This window comes from Natrinema hispanicum, assembly GCF_004217335.1.
Taxonomy (GTDB): Archaea; Halobacteriota; Halobacteria; order Halobacteriales; family Natrialbaceae; genus Natrinema; species Natrinema hispanicum.
Window position 1 is genome coordinate 58914 of record NZ_SHMP01000010.1, and the last position, 20650, is coordinate 79563.

Here is a 20650-nt window from a genome sequence, read left to right on the forward strand (position 1 = left end):
ACCAAAGAGTTAGCGCCAGTAACTGTAAATAACGGATTGACTAAAATACTATAACCTTCTAAATGCAACTTGTTACTATGCCGTCGTTAGAAGGCCTAAAGACTTGGTTCGACTATGAGCTCCTCATCACAGGCCTCGCCATTTTGCTTCTCGTTGCTATCTGGGGGATGAATCAGATAACAGGATATGTGCGAGGACTTCCCCTCACAAGTCCCGAATTTGCCCTCGGTATCATGGCTATCGGTTTTGGCACGATTCTTTTGCTGATTTGGCTAGCAGGATCTCTAAATGAACAATAAGCACACGTAGTTACCGGTATGTTCGGAGAATCATTGAGTAGTGCCGCGAAGCTGTTCTGGAATAATTATCCTCTCAATGACCGATGCGACTGCAAAGCCGATGAGACTGCCGAGTACAACGATGTCAAGGAAGAATAGGAGCCTACCACCAATGAGCCCAAGTCCGAGGACTATCGGTACACAGAGCAGAGCGACACCACCAGCAATGTAACTGAGTTGTTCGCGCCGTTCTTTCGGAAGCCGGTCGCGGATAGCCCACGTGATCGGGCCAAATATGAAAGCTGTTCCGATAGCGAAGATTGCAATCCAATTCCATGGTGATGGCTCATACTTAATGACACGCACCCCTGTGAGAAGACCGATCACGCCCAGTGACGCAAATAGCACAAGTTGACGCAATCGGTCTGAGTCTACCAAGGCTATGTCTTGATGTTGTCGCACAGCTCTAAATAACTACATGGCAATATGATTGGGGTTTAGAGCAGTCTTCAACTACACACACGCAGCTACCGTTCAGTACAGGCGAAGTACATCCCGTTCAGTGTAGGATGAGTGTAGAACAGCGGGGTCAATCTATTTTATTAATTGACAGGTGGGATTATGGCGTCTTATCTTTGATTGCAATAAAAAATGCGACCAGTGGAAGTGAAAAAAAGAATGAGAATACGACTGAGAATTTGAGGAACGACAGAGTAATTGGTTGGTCAGTTAGGCCTGTTGCGCTGAATAGTATCGCCAAAATTGGCATTCCAAGTGTGAGACCACCAACTATTGCTCCAATTTTCTTTTGTTCGGTCCGAGTCAGGTTCAGGCCCTTCACAGAAATACGTTCGCGTTCTAATTGGTTAGCTTTTTGTTTTCTACGGAAGGCTGATGGCTTGAATAATCTAATGATAGTTATAGTTCTGACACACGCTCAGTAGGAAGAGTACTTATTGTAATCCATCGTGAAATAGGAGTGATGAGTGTCATTCAATCAGCCGAGAAGGCTTGGGGGAATCTGTCTGTCCGCCTCTTGACCCTCGTTGTAGGTGTTGGTCTCGTAGTTGGATTGCTCTCTCTGTATCCCCAGATTCTACCCGTGATTGAGTGGACTATTCCACTGGGTCTCATTTTTTGGGGTGTCTCTAGATTCTATCTCTACGGTGTAGGAGATACCCTGACCTCAACCGCAGGCTGTTTACTGATACTCGGTGGGTTCACATTGGCCTTGTACCAGCTCATACCGATGGGCGAACTCACTGGAACAGTCGCTCATCTCATTCCAACTACCGGTATCTTTGTAGAATTGTTCGCCGTCCATTACCGGGATGAAGCATGATTGGCGTGTTCGATAGATTCGCACATCTACTTACCGGCCAATTCACCGTCGCAGTCGGTGGATCAAACCAGTGGGAGAGTTCTCTGACACCCGTCGAGAACAAGGTTTAGTCGAGTTGGCGCGTAACTTCCCCGTATGCCATTCAGCGTCAGTTGGCACACGCTTCTCGAGCATCTGGACGAGCTACCGGCGGACGCGACACTGATCACACCATTGTCGCACTCCCAGATCCACATCTCAGATATCCAGGAACATCGCATTATCGTCCAGTTTGATGAGTCAAACGAGAAACGCCCGCTTCAACGCGATCAGTTTGAGACACTCTACCATCAGATACAGACCGCTCACGATGGGTTCGATCTCGACCGGCTGCCGCCAGATGCTGACCCGTATCCAGCAGTGTTGAGCGTTCATCCCCGATTCGAGATCGACGAAGACGCGGGTGTGATCGCTGAGACAGACGGGCCGACGACGACCCAACTGGCCGACACAGCACACGAACCAGATACCGATGACGACCGCACCGAACCTGAGGGCCTTGATGTCTACTCGGATGCGCTGCTACTGATCGATGCACTCGAGCGCCACGACGTAACTGACCTGCCTGAGTTGGAGACGGCCACCCTCGCAAATCTCTACACGCTGCTGTCGGATGTCCAGCGTGACGCTAACGACTTTCGCCAGGAGGTCGCCGATGTGCTTCTCTCCCGACTCCATCACGACCGGCCTGTCGCCGGTCAGTACGGCTCCGTCCAGCGCACAAGTCGTCGCAACCGCTCGCTCAAAGACGACGAGAAAGTCCTCTCGATACTCGAGGCAGAAGGGATCGACCGCGAGCGCGTCATGAGTGTTGATCGCCAGAAGGTCGACGAAGCACTCGAGGTGACGACACTCACCGAGTCCGATGTCTACAAGATCGATGAGAGCGAGTACGTTCGCAAGGCGGAGGTCGATGATGACGTCAAGGAGTCGCGCCTCCAGGGCTTGAAGGACCGACTTGCCGCCAGCGAGGAGACAGAAGCTGAAGAACTGCAACAGGAAATCGAAGCACTCGAAGAGCGTATTGACGACCTCACAAGCTTCCGGGCAGGGACGGAGGTACAAGGATGACTGGTGACGGCTTTTGTGGCATCATGTACAGAGTAAGGGGTTGACGGGGTGTTGCCGGACGTCCTGTAATCTGTTAACAATAGCGTTGAGTTAGTCATCGTCGTCCTGTGAGCGGAGTTCGTTGGCCCGCTTCTCGAGTAGCTGGAGTATCGGGACACGTTGTTGGTGCTGGTTTTCGTAGGCAATGCAAGCTCGAAGCGTCTCCATATCGTTGATCGTCGCGATGCTGGCATCAATCAGTCGTGTGTTCGGTGCCTCGAGTCGCTGTGCTGGTGAGAGTCCGCTCGAGTCTTGTGTGTGTTCTGGCGTGTCGCTCATTGGATGTTGCCTCTACTCCTGTTGAGGCACGAAAAACTGTGCTGCTCTGTTGAGAATCTCTGTGAGCGAGAGAATAGCTATTCTCTGCGGTATGTACAGGAAATTCACATAGATCAACGAAGGACAGACATAGGGTTCAGTGTTCTAAAATAAACTATAAGGGTCTCAGACACAAATCTCAAAAACATATCACACATTATCGTCCTTTGTTTCTACTACCATAGAATCTCACTCATCTAAAAGAGTTTTCCATACTTCTTCACACTCCTCACAAAGATACCCAGAAAATCCGTCTACGTCGTGGCATTCAACGGAGGTATCTTTCCCACACCGTTCACACTTCATGAGATCTAGTTAAACACACTTGTACTAAACATCCCTGCTCTGTTCATACCATAGAAATCTAATAATTCCGCACAAAATCTGTTCTTTACAACTTATAATAAATATTCACACGGCATTTTTGAATATATTGGATTATAGGGTAAGGGAAACCACACCGAGCACTAAGATTGTTCTATCTGGATAATGGGGTCATTCGAGGGTGATTTGAACAAGAAATGAGCTGAGAAATAAAAAGACACCTATGTATCCAATCCCATTCGAAGTAGAGGTTGATATTGAATATGGGTATTCAATAATTTGCAAAATTATTGAAATTGCGATGAAAAGAATGCCACAAAACATAGTGTATACTAGCCAACGATGATTTGACTCGGAGCGTTTGTCAGTTTGTTCGGGCATACGGGATAGATTCGTCGTATATTCAAAAAGATGTCTTCAGCATTATGATAGTGGCTGTTGAAGGGCCCTGAATTGCTCCGAGTGTTCGTCGTAGTACAGTTCCAACTGTCCCCGTTTTCTTGATCCCGAGCGATCCACTAGAGGCAGACACCATTCCCAGAGGCGTGCTACCCGTAGCAAGCACCGGATTTCTGTAGTCAATTTTCAAGTGGCTTCTTCAGCGATGAATGCGTCAAGTGTGTGTTCAGTGTCACCGCTATGGGATAGCACTGTGACGATATCATTTGATTGAATAACGGTTGTTCCGTGAGGTGTCAATACGCGATCTCCGCGTTCAATAGCGATGACCAGTGAGTCATCATCAAGAATATCGTTTTGGACTGCCTCTTCAAGTGTATGATCGACAATAGGGGCATCAGCCTGCACAGTCACATCAACAATGTTTGCATCTCCAGTAAGGCTAATAAAATCTGCTGCCGTCTTGGCCGAAATTTCCTCGTCAGGGCCAAATAATGTATAGGGGCTATGATTTTCAGACTCCACGAGCGTTTCATCTTCAATCTCGATACCCAGGTGGGAGAGTGCGCGAGTGATTCGTCTAAGGTGTTCTGTATTTTCACCAACAGCCATGATATGTAGGTTTCGACGGCCAGTCATTAATTGACGGACATTGATGACACCTGGGACAGCACTCGCCTTCTGTGCGAGTGCTTTGCGTTCGGAGACTGGTGCGTTGCAAATATAGAGGTTTGTCAAGTGGCTATCTGCTCGTTCGAAGTCAATCTCAGCGGTATACTTACGGATGATATTGTTTTCCTCGAGTTGGCTGATTCGATTTCGGATCGTTGCAGGAGAGACGTTCACTTGGTCAGCGATCGTTGGCGAGGACGTATTCCGGGCATCATGCATCAATTCGTAAATAATGCGCCGGTCGATTTCATCAAGCCGATAGTCCATGATACCCGTCTAGTATTGTGGTACTTTATATCAATGCTCTGAATGTGAATTACTTAATCAGTAATCACATGGGGTACATATTACTGATAGAGAAATCATACCGGGGTTCTTATATGAGTGGTGCTCAATTGCTCGGTATGAGCCACGGCGAGGGTGACGAGGAACTGGCAAAGGACCTCGGCCTCATTTCTGCGATGACAATCGGTATTGGAACGATGATCGGTGCCGGGATTTTCGTCTTACCCGGTGTTGCCGCCAACGCAGCAGGGCCGATCGTCGTCGTGTCGTTCGTCGTCGGCGGACTGATTGCGATGGTAAACGCACTGTCCATCTCCGAACTCGGGACTGCGATGCCGAAAGCGGGTGGTGGATATTACTACATCAACAAGTCACTCGGGCCGATGTTCGGATCGATCGCGGGCATGGGTGATTGGATGGGGCTTGCCTTCGCCTCCGCGTTCTACTGTATTGGATTCGGGCAGTATCTCGCCGTTTTTGTCCCGTTACCCGAGGTTGCGTTCCTCAGCCCAATCCAGCTCGGGGCGCTCCTTGCCGGCGGTGTTTTCGTTGGCGTCAACTATATTGGAGCCAAGGAGACCGGGAGCATCCAGACGATCATTGTGTTCACGTTGCTTGCGATTCTCACTGCGTTCTCACTCGCGGGCTTTTCCTCGTTCGAGTACGCGACACTGGCTAACGAGGGCGGCCTTGCACCGTTCGGGACAGGTGCGATTCTGCCGGCGACTGCACTGGTGTTCGTGTCGTTTCTCGGCTACGCGAAGATCGCAACTGTCGCCGAGGAATTGAAAAATCCGGGACGGAACCTCCCCATCGCCATTATCGGGAGTGTCGGGATCGTGACCGTCATCTACGCGATCCTCGTGACGACGATGCTCGGGGTTATCTCGTGGCCAGACCTCAGTCAAGATGCACCGGTCGCACAGGCTGCTGAGGTCGCGTTTCCCGCCTCTATCGGCCCCGTCGGGGGTGTCGCTGCTGCGGCAGCAGCCCTGATGACCGTTGGTGCGCTGTTGGCGACGGCATCGTCGGCGAACGCCTCGATCCTCGCCTCAGCGCGCATCAACTTCGCGATGGGCCGTGACAAGATCGTCACGAACTGGCTCAACGAGATTCATCCGAACTTTGCGACGCCCTATCGGTCGATTCTCGTCACTGGTGGGCTCATCATCGTATTTATTGCATTTTTAGGGAAAGACCTCGAGGTACTCGCAAAAGCAGCGAGCGTCCTCCACCTCATCGTCTACGCGCTGATGAACGTCGGGCTCATCGTGTTCCGAGAGGCGGACGTCCCGGAGTACGATCCCGATTTCCGGGTCCCGTTCTATCCCATCACGCCGATCCTCGGCGCGGTATTATCGCTTGGACTCGTCGCGTTTATGGACAATCTGGAGATTGCACTGTCTGCAGCGTTCGTCGTCGTTGCCGTTCTCTGGTACTTCCTCTACGCCCGCGATAAAACGTCACAACAGGGTGTGCTCTCGCACTACATTCGAAGCCGTGAAGAAGAACTGCCGGATCGCGTCGTCGGAGCTGCCGACGCAGTTGCACCAAGTGGATCGGACGGGCCGACGATCATGGTCGCACTGGCCAACCCGCGAACGGAGAGTGCTCTTATCACACTTGCCAGTGCGATCGCTGAACACGAAGGCGGGCGTGTGCTTGCAACACACATCGTCACCGTGCCAGACCAGACAACGCTTACCGCTGCCGCCGAGAACGGCGATCTTAACGCTGCCTCGGAGACGCTTCTCGACGCCGCTAAACAAGACGCAGCGGCATTCGATGTGCCCATTGAGACGAAGACGATCCTGTCCCATCGCAGTCTCGAAGAAGTGTACGATGCAGCGCAATCGAACGATGCCGACAGAGTCGTGATGGGCTATGGCGGCACGCAGTTTGCGGGTGGGCGTGCCGAACGTACCCTTGATGAACTAACACACGACTTGCCGTGTGATTTTCTCGTCCTAGACGCAACGGAGTTCGATCCGACCGATATAGTCGTCCCCACTGCCGGCGGAGCGTCGTCGGATCTCTCCGCAGAGGTAGCCCTCGCACTGCAGGAAACGCTCGATACCGAAGTGTCGTTGTTACACGTCGTCAACGAGGGAGAAGAAGCGGAAGGGCGTGAATTCCTGCGTGACTGGGCCGACAGCCATCAGTTGTCGGATGCCGACTTACACATCGAGACTGGTGATACCGAGACCGTGATCGAACGCATCAGTGCCGATCACGATCTCGTCATACTCGGCGCGACAGAGCGTGGACTCCTGTCACGTATTGTTCAGGGTTCACTCGTGTTTGATGTCATCGAGGAACTCGACACACCGGTTCTGTTGACCGAACGCCCATCGTCGCGTTCGCTCCGCGATCGGCTGTTTGGCCGCCGTTGAGACACTTAGCGTGTAATCACTCAGCTGATTCGTCTCCATCTGTCCGCGGTAGTGCGATGACGGGCCGATTGGCTTGGGTAACGAGTTTGAGCGAGTGGTCACCCGATAGAAACTGCATGATTCGGTTTCCACCACGGGAACGATACGCGATAGCGCTCGCATCTACCTCATCAGCAGCCTCGAAAATAGCAGCGACGATATCTCGAGCGTAGGCAGTGTGGTCGTTCGCATCAGGAAAGACCCTGCGGACAGCGGCGTATGATTCTGCAGCGATGTTTTCGGATTGCTCGACAGGCGTCTTATCCGGAACGCCCTCTCCCTTTTCGACGACGTGAAGTACTGTCACCTTGTCTGGATCGTACGGTTCAAGCGCCAGCGCTGTCTTCTCGGCATCGTTCTCGTTTGCGACCGGAACAAGAACGTGTGCAAGAAGATTACCATGGGAGGAATCAGGTGTACTGCCCATACAAGAGAAGGAAGATAACACACAGCATAACAGTTGGGTACCCCAATAACCTTAATCAAGGCGCTAATGCCTTTTTCTCAGCAAGCGCCGACCGAAGGGAAGTGGCACGATTTCCTGCACAAACTGTCGCATCACTACGCTCGAGAGTACGACTCGTGGCGGTCAAAGATCTCAACGCGAATAGGTTGATGGAGCTCCCATCGAACAGCCACAACCGTGTTAGTGCAGCGTGGGGTACGTTTCTCCAATGCTCGAATACAAGTGCGAACCGAGGTACGCACTTCGTCGCTGTTGATCCGTCTGGAACGACCCCTGCAAAGCGCGTCTTGGAAGCAGGAAGCACTTCCTTCAAGCGCGAGCCGTCAGGCGAGCGGTAGGGTGGGATAGTTCACCCAGTGAATACCTCTAAGGTATCATCAGTGATTCCCGATCGCGAATGAATCGTAACGAAGTCATCCTCCCTGATTGTGGTCTCTCCTGTTGGAGTAATGGCTTGATCGCCTCGATCAATTCTCACTACCAGTACACTTGCGGGGATAAGGTTCTCTTTGTTGGCCTGTTGAAGCGTTTTGCCAGTGATTGGTGCACCCTCCTTCACAATGACTTCGATTACATCTGCATCTCCAGCAAGACCTGCAACACCGGTTACTGGCGAAATTGGTTCCTTTTCCCGGGGACCGAACTGAGCGTATGGGCGGACATATTCTCGATGAATAAGGCCCTCATCATCAATTTCGATACCAAGAGCTGTAATATCCTGTGCGATGCGTGTGAGGTCATCAGTATCCATACCAACTACCTTGATTTGGAGATCTCCTTTGCCAGTCATGATCTCTCTGACGTTGATAACGCCTGGAACATCGAGAACCCGCTGGGCCTGTTCCTGCCGATCAGTCGCTGGCGTGGTACAGGTGAATAGATTTGTTAATCGACCGTCGGCTTGTTCGTAGTCCACATGAGCATGATAGCCCTGAATAATTCCATCTTCTTCGAGACGGCGAATCCGATTACGAACAGTCGGAGCAGAGACATCTACTTTCTCAGCGATATCAGGTGCGGACGTATGACGCCCCTCCTGCGTAAGATAATACAGTATCTCCTCGTCTATCCCATCGATACCTTTGGACATACTTATATGAGATAATTGGTTCCCTTTTGGCTTTTAACTTGACCTTTGTTCTCGATTGGAAACAGCATCAACCATCCCACATACGAGATACTGTTTGATGGAGAAGTAGGGATTTCACGGCGGACACGGTATCTCAAGGCTGATAAACGATAAGAAAGAATTCTGGGGTTGAAGAAACGCATCCGTAAATCTAGCGGAAGTTATTTTGCTTTCCAGAATGGCGGTCCATGTATGAGCAATTCAGACGACGAACGATCACTCTCAGAGCGGCTCCCAGATGCCCTTGTTGAGCAACTTGACAACCTTGAACCGCCAGAACTTCGCACAGTACACAAATACGTCGAACAGCTTCTTGAAAAAGCTCATCCGCCGATAGAGAAACAGATCCGCGAAGAAGCGAAAGGTGATGTTCTCGCCATTGAGGATGAGGGAGTCTACACATTAGTCAAAATGCGGTCTCCTGACACGGGCGATTCGGACAGTGACTCACCCCCTGTTTCTCTCTACCACGTGACTCGAGAGAGACATCCAGATGGAGAAGAAACTCTCAACTGGTCATTTCTTGGAGATTTGGGAGAGTGATTTGCTAATGCAATCTCCTGTAGAATCTATCGTTGTTCCACGTTGTTCCAGTTTCCACCGAGGCGAACGCACGGGACATGGCAGCTATCTTCGAACGTTATCAATTCCACCGCGTTACAGGTATCAATGCCGTGGAAAAGACGATGTCTCCCTTCTGGAAAACGTCGGTGAACAAACGGATGGAACAGTTGTGACGAAATGTGGGCCAGCAGGTTCTCTTCTATCGATTCAAAAAGTAACCATGCGGCGACTCGAGGTGTAAGTATACATGTATATTATCATCGTTGGAGCAGGCGATATCGGAACGCCATTGATCAACATCGCGACTCGGTCAGGCAACGAAGTCGTCGTCATCGAGAACGACGAAGAACGGGCTGATCGAGTTGCCGGTGAGTACGATTGTCTGGTTCTCAATGCCGATGCGACGGCCCATGGGACACTCATGGATGCCGGGATCGAAGAGGCAGACGCCCTAATCAGCACGACCGACCGAGACGCGACCAACATCATGGTCTGTCTGCTCGCCCAAGAACACGAGGTGCCAGCAGTCGTCTCAGTCGTGCACGATCCCGAACACATGAACGTGTTTCGCCAGATCGGCGTCAACACGATGGAGAACCCGCAGGAACTCATCGCCGAATATCTCTACCGGGCGATCGCTCGTCCCGCGATCGTCGACTACATGCGAATCGGCGAGGAGGCGGAGGTCTTCGAGATCACTGTCACCGAGAACGCCCCGATCGCCGGCAAAACGATCGTTGAGGCAGCAGAAGAGGAGATCCTCCCTGACGACGTCCTGATCGTCGCGATCGAACGGGAAGGACAGGACCCACCACTTACCCCGCAAGGTGGGATGGAGATCGAAACCGGCGATCTGCTGACCGTCTATTCGGCGTTCGGCGCTGACCCAGAACTGACTGACGTGTTCGGTCATCCTGAAGACCAAGTTAAATGACGATCGAAATGAGGAGTTGAAGCGGTAATATGTACTTTCTAAACCAATTATATCAGAAAGTGTTACTTCAAATGGATATTCAGTACATCAATACAAATAAAAATTCGACGATGAAGGTGAGATGTGTATGAACGATGCGATGGAAACAATCAGCCGAGATTTAGGGCGCATGTTTCAAGCGCTGGCCGGGTTACTGTTCGTCTCGCTGCTCATCCCGCTTGTCTGGGGAGAGTACTGGGCGATGCCGGCCCTCATCGTCTCCGGGTTACTCCCGCTTGGGATCGGCTACCTCTTGACATCGACGTTTCGGGAGGCGACCCAGCCTGGGAAATTACACGGGATGATCATCGCCGCGACGGGCTGGTTCTGCGTCGCGCTCTTCGGATCGGTCCCGTTCCTCCTCATTGCGTGGACCGTTGAGCTTGGGCTACCAGTCCTCGAGACGCCGGCACAGACGGAGACACTCGCGGCGTTTACCAATCCACTCAACGCCGTCTTCGAGAGTATGAGCGGCTTTACCGGGACTGGCCTGACGATGACCGACAACGAGGAGGTCTTACCACGGACGCTGCAGTGGTGGCGGTCGTTCATCGAGTGGGTCGGTGGCGTCGGCGTGATCGTCCTGACGACGGCGATCCTCGCCCGCCCTGGCAGTGGGTCACTGACGCTCTATGAGAGCGAAGCGCGATCCGAACGGATTCATCCGAGTATCGTCTCGACGGTGCAGACGATCTGGTGGATCTTCCTCCTCTTTACGTTCGTCTCGATCCTGTTACTCTGGGTTGTCGGGATGCCGCTCTGGGGCGCAATCAACCACGCGATGACAGGCTTATCAACTGGTGGATTCTCGATCACGGACAACTCGATCGCTACCTACGACAGCGCCGCTATCGACTTCGCGCTCCTGCCGATCATGCTACTCGGCAGTATCGCGTTTCCGGTGCACTATCTCATCCTGCAAGGCGACCTCCGAAATCTCTATACGGATCTCCAGACCCGATGGGTATTCATCTACATGAGCGCTGGCACGCTCGCTCTTACCGCGCTCGTCTACGTCACCGAAACGTATGACACCCTGTTTACCGCGTTTCGCTACAGCTCTTTCCAGTTCGTCTCGGCGGCGACCTGCGCTGGCTTCCAGACTGCAGTCGACTCGACGAATGTCGCGCTTGGCCGGTGGCCAGCACAGGCCCAGCTTACGGTGGTCTTCGGGATGATCGTCGGCGGTGCGGCTGGGTCGACAGTCGGCGGAATTAAGCTCATCCGGGCGCTCACGCTATTAAAAGGAATCCGATTCCGTATCGCAGATGTCTTTTATCCCAAGACAGCAGTTCGCCGGCTGAAAATCAACGGTCGCCGACTTAACGAACAGGAAGTCCGCCAGGAGTTCGAGGAAGCGGCCATTATCGGCTTTCTCTGGTTTGTCTTCCTTGGCATTGGGATGTTTGTGCTTCTCCTAATACTTCCACAGGGGGAGTACACCCTCGAGAACGTCATCTTCGAGGTTGCGAGCGCTCAGGGCAACGTCGGCCTCTCCGCGGGCATCACCGGGCCGGAGTCGCTTCCGACGCTTGGGAAACTCATGTTCTTGTTCAATATGTGGATCGGTCGCCTCGAGATCATCCCCGTGCTAGTGACGCTTCGGGCAATCTTCCGCCGGGGTGGAATATACCAATGAATCTTCGCGACCTCCCGTTCGTTGGAGAACTCCTTGGGGCAGGTGCTGAGGATCGGGTCTTCGATGTACTGCTGCTTATTGGTCCACTGATGATTCTTTTCATCGCTGTCGTGGGACGGTCGATTCTCACATCTGCTGGTGCAATCATCTATATATTATCTTTCATCTCATACATAATTTACCGTAGTATAAGCACTTCTGGAATCGCGTAGTACGCGCTCCAGATCAAGGGGTTTGAGCAGCGAGACGTACAAGAGTTCAGTTAGCGCCGAAACATCAGCCGCAAGTCTCAGCCGACTGTTTCCGTCGCCTTGTCTATTTTCCCCCGGTTTCGGTTGATATACACGTCGAAATAGTAATTCGTTTGAATTTATGTCCTCAATGAGGGGAGTTGTCGAAAGTCACGAGTCCATCGTCGTTCGGTTCAGGCGTCATTTCACCCGGTCCTCGTAATGGCCGAACACGTTTGTCAGTTCGGGTTCGGCACCAAATCCAGAGTAGACGGTTAACAGATCGCCGGTCTGGATGGTCGTGCTTCCCTTTGGAGTAATTGGCGGCTCCTGTCCTTCACGTTCGATGGCAACGATCAGCACATCGTCGGGAATGATTTCTTCATTCGCGGCCTCGAGGATCGTTTTTCCGATAATCGGCGCGTTTTCAGTGACTCGGATCTCGAAGACCTCCGCCTCCTCGCCGATTCGCATGTAGTCGACGATAGCGGGGCGAGCAACCGACCGATACAGGTACTCCGCGATGAGTTCCTGGGGGTTCTCCATGGTGTTGACGCCGATCTGGCGAAACACGTTCATGTGCTCGGGGTCGTGCACGACTGAGACGATCGACGGTACCTCGTGTTCCTGCGCGAGCAGACAGACCATGATATTGGTCGCGTCCCGGTCGGTCGTGCTTATCAGGGCGTCAGCCTTCCCGATTCCAGCGTCGATGAGCGCTTCATGGGCCGTGGCGTCGTCGTTTAAGATCAGGCAGTCGTACTCACCGGCGGCCCGATCCGCGCGTTCGGGATCTTTCTCGATGACGACGACCTCGTTTCCCGATCGAGTCGCGATATCGATCAGCGGAATCCCGATATCGCCCGCACCGACGACGATGATATACATGGTGCTAAGCTTGTCGCGTCTCGGATGAAAACATACCGCTTCGGCACTGCTCGCCCCCATCTCCCGGCCTCGAGCGACAGTCAGCTGAATTCGTTCGGCGGACGGCCGTCACCACTTACTGATCCCAGGGAGGTCGCTGTCGTCGTCGCTTCGACTGTTCCTCCGATTCAGCCAGGATTCGCTCGATCGCCCACCCAGCCCACAGAAAGACGATCGCCATGAATGCGACCATCTCGATCCGGACGACCGATCCATGTCGAACCGTGAGGACAAGTGCCATGATTGCCACCGCTGTAGCGACGACACCGAACACGTCGTAAAACGAGTGTGGGTGGCGAACACTTGGCAATTGTACGTTCATAGGTCACACTACGCACGGTTCGTATAAAGTACCTGTACCCGTCTCGCGTCGGTGCCACGAGCTCAGAATCGGCGCTCGCGGTGGTGATACTGTCGGATACCATCCCGCCGCACGGAGCGAGCGGCGGCCGGATTGAGGACGCCGGGCAGCGCGTCGGTCACGATGGATTCATTACGGCCTTAGCGAAATGCCGTTACAACCGTGTCCAGACGTGACTCCGTGAGTGGGGGGTTCTATGCGGCTCCGAACTGAGTGGCGCGCCAGCTTCGCGCTCGTCGGGACCGTCCTCAAGTATCTCTCCGTTCCGTTAGTGATCCCAATCGTCGTGGCGCTCATTTACGGCGACCCGGTGTTCCCGTTCGTCGCGACGATCGCACTGACGATCGCCGTTGGCCACGGCCTCGAGCAACTCGACCTCGATCCGGACCTGCAGATCCGGGAGGCGATGCTGTTCGTCGCGATCTCGTGGCTCGCCGTCGCCGCCGTCGGCGCGGTCCCGTATGTGCTCGCTGGCTGGGGAACCGAATCGACGCTTGCCGACCCAGTCAACGCGCTGTTTGAGTCGATGTCTGGCTTTACGACCACTGGGGCCACCGTCCTCGGGGAGATCTCTCTTGAGCGCCACTCTCACGCCGTGATGATGTGGCGACAGCTCACGCAGTGGCTCGGCGGGATGGGGATCATCGTCTTGATGGTCGCGATCCTGCCAGAGATCGCCGTCAGCGGTGCCCAACTCATCGAGTCGGAGGCGCCGGGTCCGGAGCTACAGAAACTGACCCCGCGGATCGCCGAGACGGCACGGATCCTCTGGCTCGTCTACTTCGCTTTTACTGCTATCTATATCGCGCTGCTCTATGGCTTTCATCTTGCAGGGATGGCACCGAACATGGGGCTGTACAACGCCATCGCCCACGGGTTCACAACGCTCCCGACGGGCGGGTTCTCCCCAGAGGCCGACAGCGTCGCGGCCTTTTCTGCGATCGTCCAGTGGACGGCAATCCCCTTCATGATCATCGCCGGGACGAACTTCGCCCTGTTCTGGCACGTCTTCAGCGGTGACGGTCATCGCTTCGTTCGAAACACCGAGTTTCGCGCCTACATCGCCGCAATCGCCGGGCTGACCGTCCTCCTCGCTGGAATGCTCTATTCCGGTGCCGCGCCAGCGCTATCGGGCCTCGGCGGCGTGACCGAGGGCGTCCTCGGGAACTCGCTACGCCAGAGCGCCTTCCAGATCGGATCGCTGCTGACCTCAACCGGTTACGCGACCAGCGACTTCGTCGAGTGGACCTCGACGGGGAAGATCGTCCTCCTGTTTGCCATGTTAGTCGGCGGCTGCGCCGGGTCGACCGGCGGTGGCGTCAAAGTGGTTCGATGGGTGATCATTTTCAAGGTCCTCCGACGGGAACTGTTGACAGCCTCTCACCCCGAAGTCGTTCGACCAGTCCGTCTCGGCGGTAACGTCGTCGACGAGGACGCGATCCGCGGCGTCCTCGGCTTCACGTTCATGTATCTCCTCATCTTCGCCATCGCAACGCTGTTCATCGCGCTCGATGCCAGCCGTATCGGCTACACGTTGACGCCGCTCGAAGCATTCAGCGCCAGTCTCGCGACGATTGGCAATATTGGTCCTGGGTTCGGCTCGCTCGGCCCGTTTGGGAGCTACCTCGAGTTTCCGGATAGCTCGAAGCTCGTGATGGTCTTTCTCATGTGGATTGGCCGCCTCGAGATCATTCCTGTGCTTGTGCTGTTCACTGGTGGCTTCTGGACACGCTGAATATCATTCAAATTGTCATACCTGGCTAAAGTCCTGTTCTCTCACTGGGTGTTGAGTCCACGGTTAGGTACGGAGATGCGGGTGGCACTGCTCGAGTGCCTCGTGAACCGCGTTTCGGCGGCCAACGAACGTGAGGTGGTCTCCGTGTTGAAGCGTCAAGTCTGCATCAGGGACCTCCGACTCACCATTGCGACTAACGAGTGCGACTAAGACGCCATCTGGGAGCTCTTGGTCGAGTTCGCGGATCGATTTTCCGACCAGTTTTTCGGCCGTCACCTCGATTTCTTGAACGTCACCGGTTCGTCCGAGTTCAGTCATCCACTCCGAGAGGGCTGGTCGTTCGATCGCATTATCCATCGACTGAGCGATCGATTCATCAGCTGCAATCGCTCGAACACCCAGGTCTTCGAACGCGTCGGCATTCCCTGGTGTGTTCACTCGAGCGATGACCGTCTCATTGTCGAACTTCGAGTTTGCGAGCTGGGCGATGAGGAGATTTGCATCGTCGTCACCCGTCGCTGCGGCGACGATCTTCGCGTTCGCCGCGCCCGCAGATTGCAGGACGGACGTGTCCGTTCCATCGCCATGGTGGACGGTGAATCCAGCGTTCCGTGCTGCCTCGACTTTTTCTTGGTCATTGTCGATAATGATCACGTTTTCACCACGATCCTCCAGCCGTTCGGCGAGGCCGCGACCGACACGACCGCCGCCGACAACGATTACGCGCATTGGTAGTACCTTGAGTGCTTGTGCGATGTGCCTGGCAAACCCTCCTTCGAAAACGACCGTTGTCAGAATCACCAGAAACACGGTCCCGACGAGAACGGTCGCTGCTTCGGGGTTCGACGACCGGAGCTCGAGTGCGAAGAGTGTTGCCACGCTTGCTGGGATAATACCGCGAGGACCAACTCCACTCATAAATAGTTGCTCGCGGAACGAAAAGTGCTCGCCGTACGTACAGAGGAGGACTGCGACAGGTCGGATGACCGCTACCACAACGAAGACAACCACGATACCACCGACCCCGAGTGAGAGAAGGTCCTCAAACGAGAGAAGTGTCGTGAGAGATATGAACACAAATGAGAGGACGATCAGCGTGATATCGCCCTTGAACGCCGCAATTTCCTCCTCATACGGGACGCCAGCGTTCCCGAGGAGCAGCCCGGCTGTCGCAACTGCCGCGATGCCTGCCTCCGTGATAATCGCGTTTGCGATTCCGTAGGTGGCAAGTGCTCCGACAAGAACGATGAGGCGCGAGTTTCGGACGGCGTTCGACGGCGAGAGATCGACGTGGGTGAGCAGATACCAAAGAACGCCTGCTGTCAGGACACCGATGAGGAGACCGATCCCGAGCCGAGACACGAACTCTTCGACCAGAACCTGCAGTTCGCTCTCCTCGGAGACGACCATCTCGAAGACGGCGACTGCTAAGATCGCAGCCGTGACGTCGTTGACGATCCCTTCCGTCTCGAGCGCTGCCGCCACGCGGTCTCGAACCGGCACCACATCTAAAATCGGTGTAATCACCGTCGGCCCGGTCGCGATGAGGAGTGAACCGACGAGAAACGACAGCTCCCATGAGACATTGAGTGCGAATCGGACAACAACAGCTGTCCCGACGAGAGCGATAAGTGCGCCTACCGTGATCAACCGAATCGCTTCACGCGGTGTCTGTCGGAGCTTCGTGAGTTTCAGATGGAAGGCACCCTCAAAGACGATAATCGCGACTGACAGTCCAACGATCGCTGAGAGGGGTCCAGGTCCGCCGAGTGATTCTAATCCGATAATGTCGAGTCCTTCAGGCCCAACAGCGACCCCTGCGAGAATCAGAAAGAGGACACTGGGAATCTCCAAGCGATCGGCTAACACTTGGGAAGCGACGCCCAGCCCTAAGATGATCACGACGAGGGAAATTAATGCAGAACCGGCACTCACAGGGAATGCACCTAGTTGATCGACTCGACTCCTACTATAAAGCAATCGTGAAATCCGCTGCAGTCAGTGACGAACTCGATTCTGAGCGATTAGCTTGCGCTCTCGCTCCCACCTGCTGTTAGCGTTCTGCACCGTAGACGATTTTCGAGGGGGCTTCGTAGCCACAGTCTGGACAGTCGAACCATCGTTTGACCTTCGCACCAGTGGCAGATTTCTGGCCGACGATGACGTCGTTGTTTGGACACTCAGGACAAGCGAGTTCAGGGGCTGGGCGGTTCCGAAGTTCATCCCGAACGCTGGTCGCTTCTTTTGTCTCGAAGCCGTGCGACCACACTGGATAGCCGTCGACGAGGATCGCTGCCCGCCACTTGTACGCGTAGGAGTCCGGGGCACGATGCAGGACTGCTCGCGCTCCAGTCTCCGTGTTTCGATATGCCAGCGTGGGTGTTCGACTCTCTCGTGTCCAGTTGGTGATTCGGGGCATGAGTACTCAGAAATGGACGTCTGCCGGCACGATCCAGCACGTCTCGCGCTCGTCAGTGTCCTCGAGGAGGCGATCGAGGTGTCCACGATGGCGGATCCCAGTCGCGTACTGATCATACAGGCAGATCGACGGGCCACGGGAGGCACCGACCTGCTGGAAGGCGTGCCGAGCGAGGCCTTCGTCGCGCATGATCTCGTCGTCGCTGTGTTCCTCGAGTGCTTGCTTCACCCGATTCAGATTTCGTTGGAACGTTTCCGTCGTAGTCTCCCAGGCCCGCTCGAGGAGTTCTTCACCTTCGTCGGACGTAACGGGCGCAGCCGTCGGCAGGTCGCCCCACCGTGCTTTTCCAGCCACTGTCGTCTCCTCTTGGTCGAAAGTGACGTAGTAGTCGAACACCGCACAGGAATGCGGCTCCGCGCCAACCAGTCGATCGAACACGGTCTTTCCGGTTGACAGTGCCTCTTCTGCTGTCGATGCCTCTACCAGTGCGTAAATTAACATATGCATCTCGGATACCTCACTGCGCCGACGCTCTGATCAGTGTTCGCTTGGTCTTACCCAGTGCGCCGGCACCCATCACCGGCGCACAAAATCACTGCTGGAACGTACCTGTCTCACGGAGTAGAGCGATCCGGATCGATAGTAGCATCGTCAGTGGTCGTCAGGTCGCTTGACTCGTCGATAGCTTCGAAAAGACCACGGGTGCCTTTGGAAACTTGTACCTCTGCCTCGAGTGGGGTTGCTGGTTAGGGAGCCGCTGTCTCTCTTTGTTTGAGTTTGAGCTCAACGTTGCCTGCCAGACCCGCAAGGAGGACTACGCCGACCCAAGAAAGGATATACACACCGAATGGTCCCGGACCACCAAACGGGCTAGTAAAGTAACCCTGCCACTCACTATAGGCTGATACGGTTAGTAATACACTGACCAGTAGAACGGGCGAAATGGACTTCTGCGTTATGGAATACAGGACTGGAACGAATCCGAGGGCAAACATTCCGATGAGAATATACGCTCCTGAGGGTGGCTTAACCAAGAGGAGTTCCCATAGATTGTCATATGAGAAGAAGTTCCAGAGAAAGATAGCGACACCTGCATGGAGAAAACCGGCAACCAGACGGTAAATAGCCGGAACCATCGATATGGATGGGGTCTCTGAGTTTTCAGCCATATTCCGCAGCAAGAATTACACTCACTTAGAAATTATGGTGGGTTGACACTCTACGGAAAGTACATAGCCTGTACTGACCGTCCGGTACGGAGTCCAATAAGCTGCTCTGTTGAACAGCGATCTAATCAGCCGATATCACTGGCTTAGAAGGATGAAGCCGAGGAATTCGATTCTGTCCTATGGAAATCGATCTCCTCGACTTCATTGAGCAGTGTCGTGACCTAGCCAAACAAGCGTTGGGGAAGCACGCGGGCGAGCCCGCCAGCGGCGGGTTCGCCCGCTGGGTCCATGTCGTCCTACACTGTTTTCGGCTCGAAGAAGGTCACAGCTACCGTGAAACGCCGAATCGGTTGAAGTACATGACTGAGATTTGTGACGTACTCGGTCTCGATCGAGAGAACCTCCCCGACTACAGCACGATCTACAAGTCGTTCGATCGGCTGAAAATGTGGGTGTGGCGGGCGTTGCTGCGCGTTTCAGCGCAGCAACACCCGCAGTCTGGCCACGCTGCTCTCGACAGCACGTTCTTTGACCGCCGCCGTTCTTCGTCGTACTTCCGCCAGCGGTCAGGAAATACCGTGCAGACGCTGAAAGTGACGACATTAACTGATATAGAGTCGCTCGCTGTTCTCGATGTCCATATCACAGCACGGTGGAAGCACGATACGAAGACCGGACCGCAGGTCGTCCGCCGAAACGCGGACGACCTGCAGTCCGTGGTTGCCGACAACGCGTTCCAAGACTGGCACACTGAGTACGAAATCTCCGCACTTGACGTTGAGTACCTTGTTCACTACCGCGGCTCATCACCGAATGCAGTCATGAACAACGCGCTCATCCGGGCAAAAGGATACTCTCAGCGCTGGATGGCCGAAACCTCGTACTCAACAACGAAGCGCTCGCTCGGCGACGCCGTGCGAGCGCTGGGCTGGTATCGCCAGTTCCGTGAAATTGTCTTGATGTTCGCCCTCATCAATATAGAATCGCTGTGTGAGCCGCTGTAACCGTGATCCAGCATCTATTCAACAGAGCACAATAAGCTGTGACCGATTCTATAACCCGCTCGGTTAGGAATCAATGTGGGTATCAGTAGGTTCACTACGCTCTGGTCGAGTGAGAAGACTCACTTCCTCCAAGAGCGCCGTTGCTGTTTCGATTCGTTCTCTGTCGGCGTCAGTCAACTGATCGCCCTCGAGATCATTGAGTTGACTGAGTGCACGATGCAGTCTGTATCCTGGTGTGTTGCGTAGGTCCATTGAATGCGCCTCAGCCGATCGCGGCGCAGATAAACATGATATGAAGGTATAGTTGATTTTCCTTTACCCCAACATCTCTTGACTGATGTCAACTGACAGTGTTCTTTGAACTCCGCCGTCTCAACTATTTCCCACAGTAGTCGATTGGTCATGTTGGTTACCGGCCAGCCAACGCCCAACCCGTACTCCCACTTCACCGATGAGCGCTGAAATTCCGAATCCCAGGACTGCAAACACAATCGTGGCACCGATCGCGCTCGCCACAAACCATACTGGGCCGGCCAAGCGGAATGTGGTTGTAAGAAGATCGAAAACAACCCAGAATACTGGAAGTCCGCCAATAATCCCGACCCGAACCCCGACTCCACTAATTTCACCGTTCACACGCCCGATCAGATAGCCGGCAAGAATACCACCGAAAAACACCGCTCCAAGCGAGAGTTCGGATCCTGTTTGCCAGTAACTGAAGGTGGTGAATGGAAGAGAGCACAACCCACCGATGAGAGCGTACTTCCATTGGGTCATTCCGGGCTGTAGAGGAGAACCAGCTTCAGGCATAGTATTTCAATCAATGATTGGTGTT

The 20650-nt window shown here is 54.1% G+C and carries 21 protein-coding genes and 1 pseudogene; 9 read left to right on the forward strand and 13 right to left on the reverse strand.

Annotated elements, in window-relative coordinates:
• Positions 1-329: 329 nt before the first annotated feature.
• Positions 330-665 carry a hypothetical protein gene (locus tag BDK88_RS20250; protein ID WP_130501939.1) on the reverse strand — a complete coding sequence of 112 codons (336 nt, stop codon included), beginning with the start codon at positions 663-665 and terminating at the stop codon, positions 330-332.
• Between the two features lie 595 nt (positions 666-1260).
• Here BDK88_RS20250 and BDK88_RS20255 point away from each other — a divergent pair.
• Together BDK88_RS20255 and BDK88_RS20260 are read left to right on the forward strand one after the other, a co-directional pair.
• A complete protein-coding gene (locus BDK88_RS20255) occupies positions 1261-1620 on the forward strand; it encodes a hypothetical protein (protein ID WP_130501940.1) in 360 nt (119 codons plus the stop codon).
• A gap of 135 nt (positions 1621-1755) precedes the next feature.
• Entirely contained in the window at positions 1756-2730 is a 975-nt protein-coding gene (locus tag BDK88_RS20260; RefSeq protein ID WP_130501941.1) for a DUF2800 domain-containing protein, read from the forward strand.
• Positions 2731-2820: 90 nt separating this feature from the next.
• Here the strand turns inward: BDK88_RS20260 and BDK88_RS20265 are convergent, their stop codons facing one another.
• The 3 genes from BDK88_RS20265 to BDK88_RS20270 all read right to left on the reverse strand — a co-directional run bounded on the left by BDK88_RS20265 (position 2821) and on the right by BDK88_RS20270 (position 4749).
• Positions 2821-3048 carry a hypothetical protein gene (locus tag BDK88_RS20265; RefSeq protein WP_130501942.1) on the reverse strand — a complete coding sequence of 76 codons (228 nt, stop codon included), beginning with the start codon at positions 3046-3048 and terminating at the stop codon, positions 2821-2823.
• A 534-nt stretch (positions 3049-3582) separates the two neighbouring features.
• The gene (locus BDK88_RS22445; RefSeq protein ID WP_165397021.1) at positions 3583-3792 is read right to left on the reverse strand and encodes a DUF3899 domain-containing protein; all 210 of its coding nucleotides are present in this window, start codon (positions 3790-3792) and stop codon (positions 3583-3585) included.
• 204 nt (positions 3793-3996) lie between these two features.
• A complete protein-coding gene (locus BDK88_RS20270; protein WP_130501943.1) occupies positions 3997-4749 on the reverse strand; it encodes an Lrp/AsnC family transcriptional regulator in 753 nt (250 codons plus the stop codon).
• Between the two features lie 113 nt (positions 4750-4862).
• Here BDK88_RS20270 and BDK88_RS20275 point away from each other — a divergent pair, with 113 nt between their 5' ends.
• Positions 4863-7160, forward strand: a complete 2298-nt coding sequence (locus tag BDK88_RS20275) for an amino acid permease (RefSeq protein ID WP_242611751.1) — start codon at positions 4863-4865, stop codon at positions 7158-7160.
• A gap of 16 nt (positions 7161-7176) precedes the next feature.
• Here BDK88_RS20275 and BDK88_RS20280 read toward each other — a convergent pair whose 3' ends face one another.
• Positions 7177-7626 (reverse strand): universal stress protein, encoded by a 450-nt coding sequence (locus BDK88_RS20280; RefSeq protein WP_130501944.1) that lies wholly within the window; start codon positions 7624-7626, stop codon positions 7177-7179.
• A 99-nt stretch (positions 7627-7725) separates the two neighbouring features.
• On the opposite strand from BDK88_RS20280, the pseudogene BDK88_RS22000 reads away from it, so the two are divergent.
• Positions 7726-7937: pseudogene (locus BDK88_RS22000) on the forward strand (IS200/IS605 family accessory protein TnpB-related protein); the annotation flags it as partial.
• 77 nt (positions 7938-8014) lie between these two features.
• Here BDK88_RS22000 and BDK88_RS20290 read toward each other — a convergent pair.
• The gene (locus BDK88_RS20290; protein ID WP_130501945.1) at positions 8015-8755 is read right to left on the reverse strand and encodes an Lrp/AsnC family transcriptional regulator; all 741 of its coding nucleotides are present in this window, start codon (positions 8753-8755) and stop codon (positions 8015-8017) included.
• A 231-nt stretch (positions 8756-8986) separates the two neighbouring features.
• Here BDK88_RS20290 and BDK88_RS20295 point away from each other — a divergent pair, with 231 nt between their 5' ends.
• The 3 genes from BDK88_RS20295 to BDK88_RS20305 all read left to right on the forward strand — a co-directional run bounded on the left by BDK88_RS20295 (position 8987) and on the right by BDK88_RS20305 (position 11970).
• Positions 8987-9337: a hypothetical protein gene (locus tag BDK88_RS20295; RefSeq protein WP_130501946.1), complete on the forward strand. Its 351-nt coding sequence runs from the start codon at positions 8987-8989 to the stop codon at positions 9335-9337.
• Between the two features lie 268 nt (positions 9338-9605).
• Positions 9606-10292 (forward strand): potassium channel family protein, encoded by a 687-nt coding sequence (locus BDK88_RS20300; RefSeq protein WP_130501947.1) that lies wholly within the window; start codon positions 9606-9608, stop codon positions 10290-10292.
• 127 nt (positions 10293-10419) lie between these two features.
• The gene (locus tag BDK88_RS20305) at positions 10420-11970 is read left to right on the forward strand and encodes a TrkH family potassium uptake protein (RefSeq protein ID WP_130501948.1); all 1551 of its coding nucleotides are present in this window, start codon (positions 10420-10422) and stop codon (positions 11968-11970) included.
• Between the two features lie 431 nt (positions 11971-12401).
• Here the strand turns inward: BDK88_RS20305 and BDK88_RS20315 are convergent, their stop codons facing one another.
• Positions 12402-13088 (reverse strand): potassium channel family protein, encoded by a 687-nt coding sequence (locus tag BDK88_RS20315; protein WP_130501950.1) that lies wholly within the window; start codon positions 13086-13088, stop codon positions 12402-12404.
• A gap of 115 nt (positions 13089-13203) precedes the next feature.
• Positions 13204-13449 carry a hypothetical protein gene (locus tag BDK88_RS20320; protein ID WP_130501951.1) on the reverse strand — a complete coding sequence of 82 codons (246 nt, stop codon included), beginning with the start codon at positions 13447-13449 and terminating at the stop codon, positions 13204-13206.
• 235 nt (positions 13450-13684) lie between these two features.
• Here BDK88_RS20320 and BDK88_RS20325 point away from each other — a divergent pair, with 235 nt between their 5' ends.
• The gene (locus tag BDK88_RS20325; protein ID WP_130501952.1) at positions 13685-15223 is read left to right on the forward strand and encodes a TrkH family potassium uptake protein; all 1539 of its coding nucleotides are present in this window, start codon (positions 13685-13687) and stop codon (positions 15221-15223) included.
• A gap of 63 nt (positions 15224-15286) precedes the next feature.
• Here the strand turns inward: BDK88_RS20325 and BDK88_RS20330 are convergent, their stop codons facing one another.
• The 4 genes from BDK88_RS20330 to BDK88_RS20345 all read right to left on the reverse strand — a co-directional run bounded on the left by BDK88_RS20330 (position 15287) and on the right by BDK88_RS20345 (position 18811).
• On the reverse strand, positions 15287-17158 hold the full coding sequence (locus BDK88_RS20330; protein ID WP_130501953.1) for a cation:proton antiporter domain-containing protein: 1872 nt from the start codon (positions 17156-17158) through the stop codon (positions 15287-15289).
• Between the two features lie 118 nt (positions 17159-17276).
• Positions 17277-17642 carry a DUF7568 family protein gene (locus BDK88_RS20335; protein WP_130501954.1) on the reverse strand — a complete coding sequence of 122 codons (366 nt, stop codon included), beginning with the start codon at positions 17640-17642 and terminating at the stop codon, positions 17277-17279.
• 6 nt (positions 17643-17648) lie between these two features.
• On the reverse strand, positions 17649-18149 hold the full coding sequence (locus tag BDK88_RS20340; RefSeq protein WP_130501955.1) for a hypothetical protein: 501 nt from the start codon (positions 18147-18149) through the stop codon (positions 17649-17651).
• Between the two features lie 239 nt (positions 18150-18388).
• Positions 18389-18811, reverse strand: coding sequence for a hypothetical protein (locus BDK88_RS20345; protein ID WP_130501956.1), 423 nt, complete (start codon positions 18809-18811; stop codon positions 18389-18391).
• 179 nt (positions 18812-18990) lie between these two features.
• On the opposite strand from BDK88_RS20345, the gene BDK88_RS20350 reads away from it, so the two are divergent.
• Positions 18991-19815 (forward strand): IS5 family transposase, encoded by an 825-nt coding sequence (locus BDK88_RS20350; protein WP_130501931.1) that lies wholly within the window; start codon positions 18991-18993, stop codon positions 19813-19815.
• A 372-nt stretch (positions 19816-20187) separates the two neighbouring features.
• Here BDK88_RS20350 and BDK88_RS20360 read toward each other — a convergent pair whose 3' ends face one another.
• Positions 20188-20625 carry a DUF5518 domain-containing protein gene (locus BDK88_RS20360; RefSeq protein ID WP_242611752.1) on the reverse strand — a complete coding sequence of 146 codons (438 nt, stop codon included), beginning with the start codon at positions 20623-20625 and terminating at the stop codon, positions 20188-20190.
• Between the last annotated feature and the right edge of the window lie 25 nt (positions 20626-20650).

What these genes read in the sequence shown, in the direction of transcription:
- BDK88_RS20255 (WP_130501940.1), top strand. Translation starts at nt 1,261, where the DNA reads ATGAGTGTCATTCAATCAGCCGAGAAGGCTTGGGGGAATCTGTCTGTC.
- BDK88_RS20280 (WP_130501944.1), bottom strand. Translation starts at nt 7,626, where the DNA reads ATGGGCAGTACACCTGATTCCTCCCATGGTAATCTTCTTGCACACGTT.
- BDK88_RS20315 (WP_130501950.1), bottom strand. Translation starts at nt 13,088, where the DNA reads ATGTATATCATCGTCGTCGGTGCGGGCGATATCGGGATTCCGCTGATC.
- BDK88_RS20335 (WP_130501954.1), bottom strand. Translation starts at nt 17,642, where the DNA reads ATGCCCCGAATCACCAACTGGACACGAGAGAGTCGAACACCCACGCTG.
- BDK88_RS20325 (WP_130501952.1), top strand. Translation starts at nt 13,685, where the DNA reads ATGCGGCTCCGAACTGAGTGGCGCGCCAGCTTCGCGCTCGTCGGGACC.
- BDK88_RS20295 (WP_130501946.1), top strand. Translation starts at nt 8,987, where the DNA reads ATGAGCAATTCAGACGACGAACGATCACTCTCAGAGCGGCTCCCAGAT.
- BDK88_RS20320 (WP_130501951.1), bottom strand. Translation starts at nt 13,449, where the DNA reads ATGAACGTACAATTGCCAAGTGTTCGCCACCCACACTCGTTTTACGAC.
- BDK88_RS20300 (WP_130501947.1), top strand. Translation starts at nt 9,606, where the DNA reads ATGTATATTATCATCGTTGGAGCAGGCGATATCGGAACGCCATTGATC.
- BDK88_RS20270 (WP_130501943.1), bottom strand. Translation starts at nt 4,749, where the DNA reads ATGGACTATCGGCTTGATGAAATCGACCGGCGCATTATTTACGAATTG.
- BDK88_RS20275 (WP_242611751.1), top strand. Translation starts at nt 4,863, where the DNA reads ATGAGTGGTGCTCAATTGCTCGGTATGAGCCACGGCGAGGGTGACGAG.
- BDK88_RS22445 (WP_165397021.1), bottom strand. Translation starts at nt 3,792, where the DNA reads ATGCCCGAACAAACTGACAAACGCTCCGAGTCAAATCATCGTTGGCTA.
- BDK88_RS20345 (WP_130501956.1), bottom strand. Translation starts at nt 18,811, where the DNA reads ATGGCTGAAAACTCAGAGACCCCATCCATATCGATGGTTCCGGCTATT.
- BDK88_RS20305 (WP_130501948.1), top strand. Translation starts at nt 10,420, where the DNA reads ATGAACGATGCGATGGAAACAATCAGCCGAGATTTAGGGCGCATGTTT.
- BDK88_RS20350 (WP_130501931.1), top strand. Translation starts at nt 18,991, where the DNA reads ATGGAAATCGATCTCCTCGACTTCATTGAGCAGTGTCGTGACCTAGCC.
- BDK88_RS20360 (WP_242611752.1), bottom strand. Translation starts at nt 20,625, where the DNA reads ATGCCTGAAGCTGGTTCTCCTCTACAGCCCGGAATGACCCAATGGAAG.
- BDK88_RS20265 (WP_130501942.1), bottom strand. Translation starts at nt 3,048, where the DNA reads ATGAGCGACACGCCAGAACACACACAAGACTCGAGCGGACTCTCACCA.
- BDK88_RS20340 (WP_130501955.1), bottom strand. Translation starts at nt 18,149, where the DNA reads ATGCATATGTTAATTTACGCACTGGTAGAGGCATCGACAGCAGAAGAG.
- BDK88_RS20260 (WP_130501941.1), top strand. Translation starts at nt 1,756, where the DNA reads ATGCCATTCAGCGTCAGTTGGCACACGCTTCTCGAGCATCTGGACGAG.
- BDK88_RS20290 (WP_130501945.1), bottom strand. Translation starts at nt 8,755, where the DNA reads ATGTCCAAAGGTATCGATGGGATAGACGAGGAGATACTGTATTATCTT.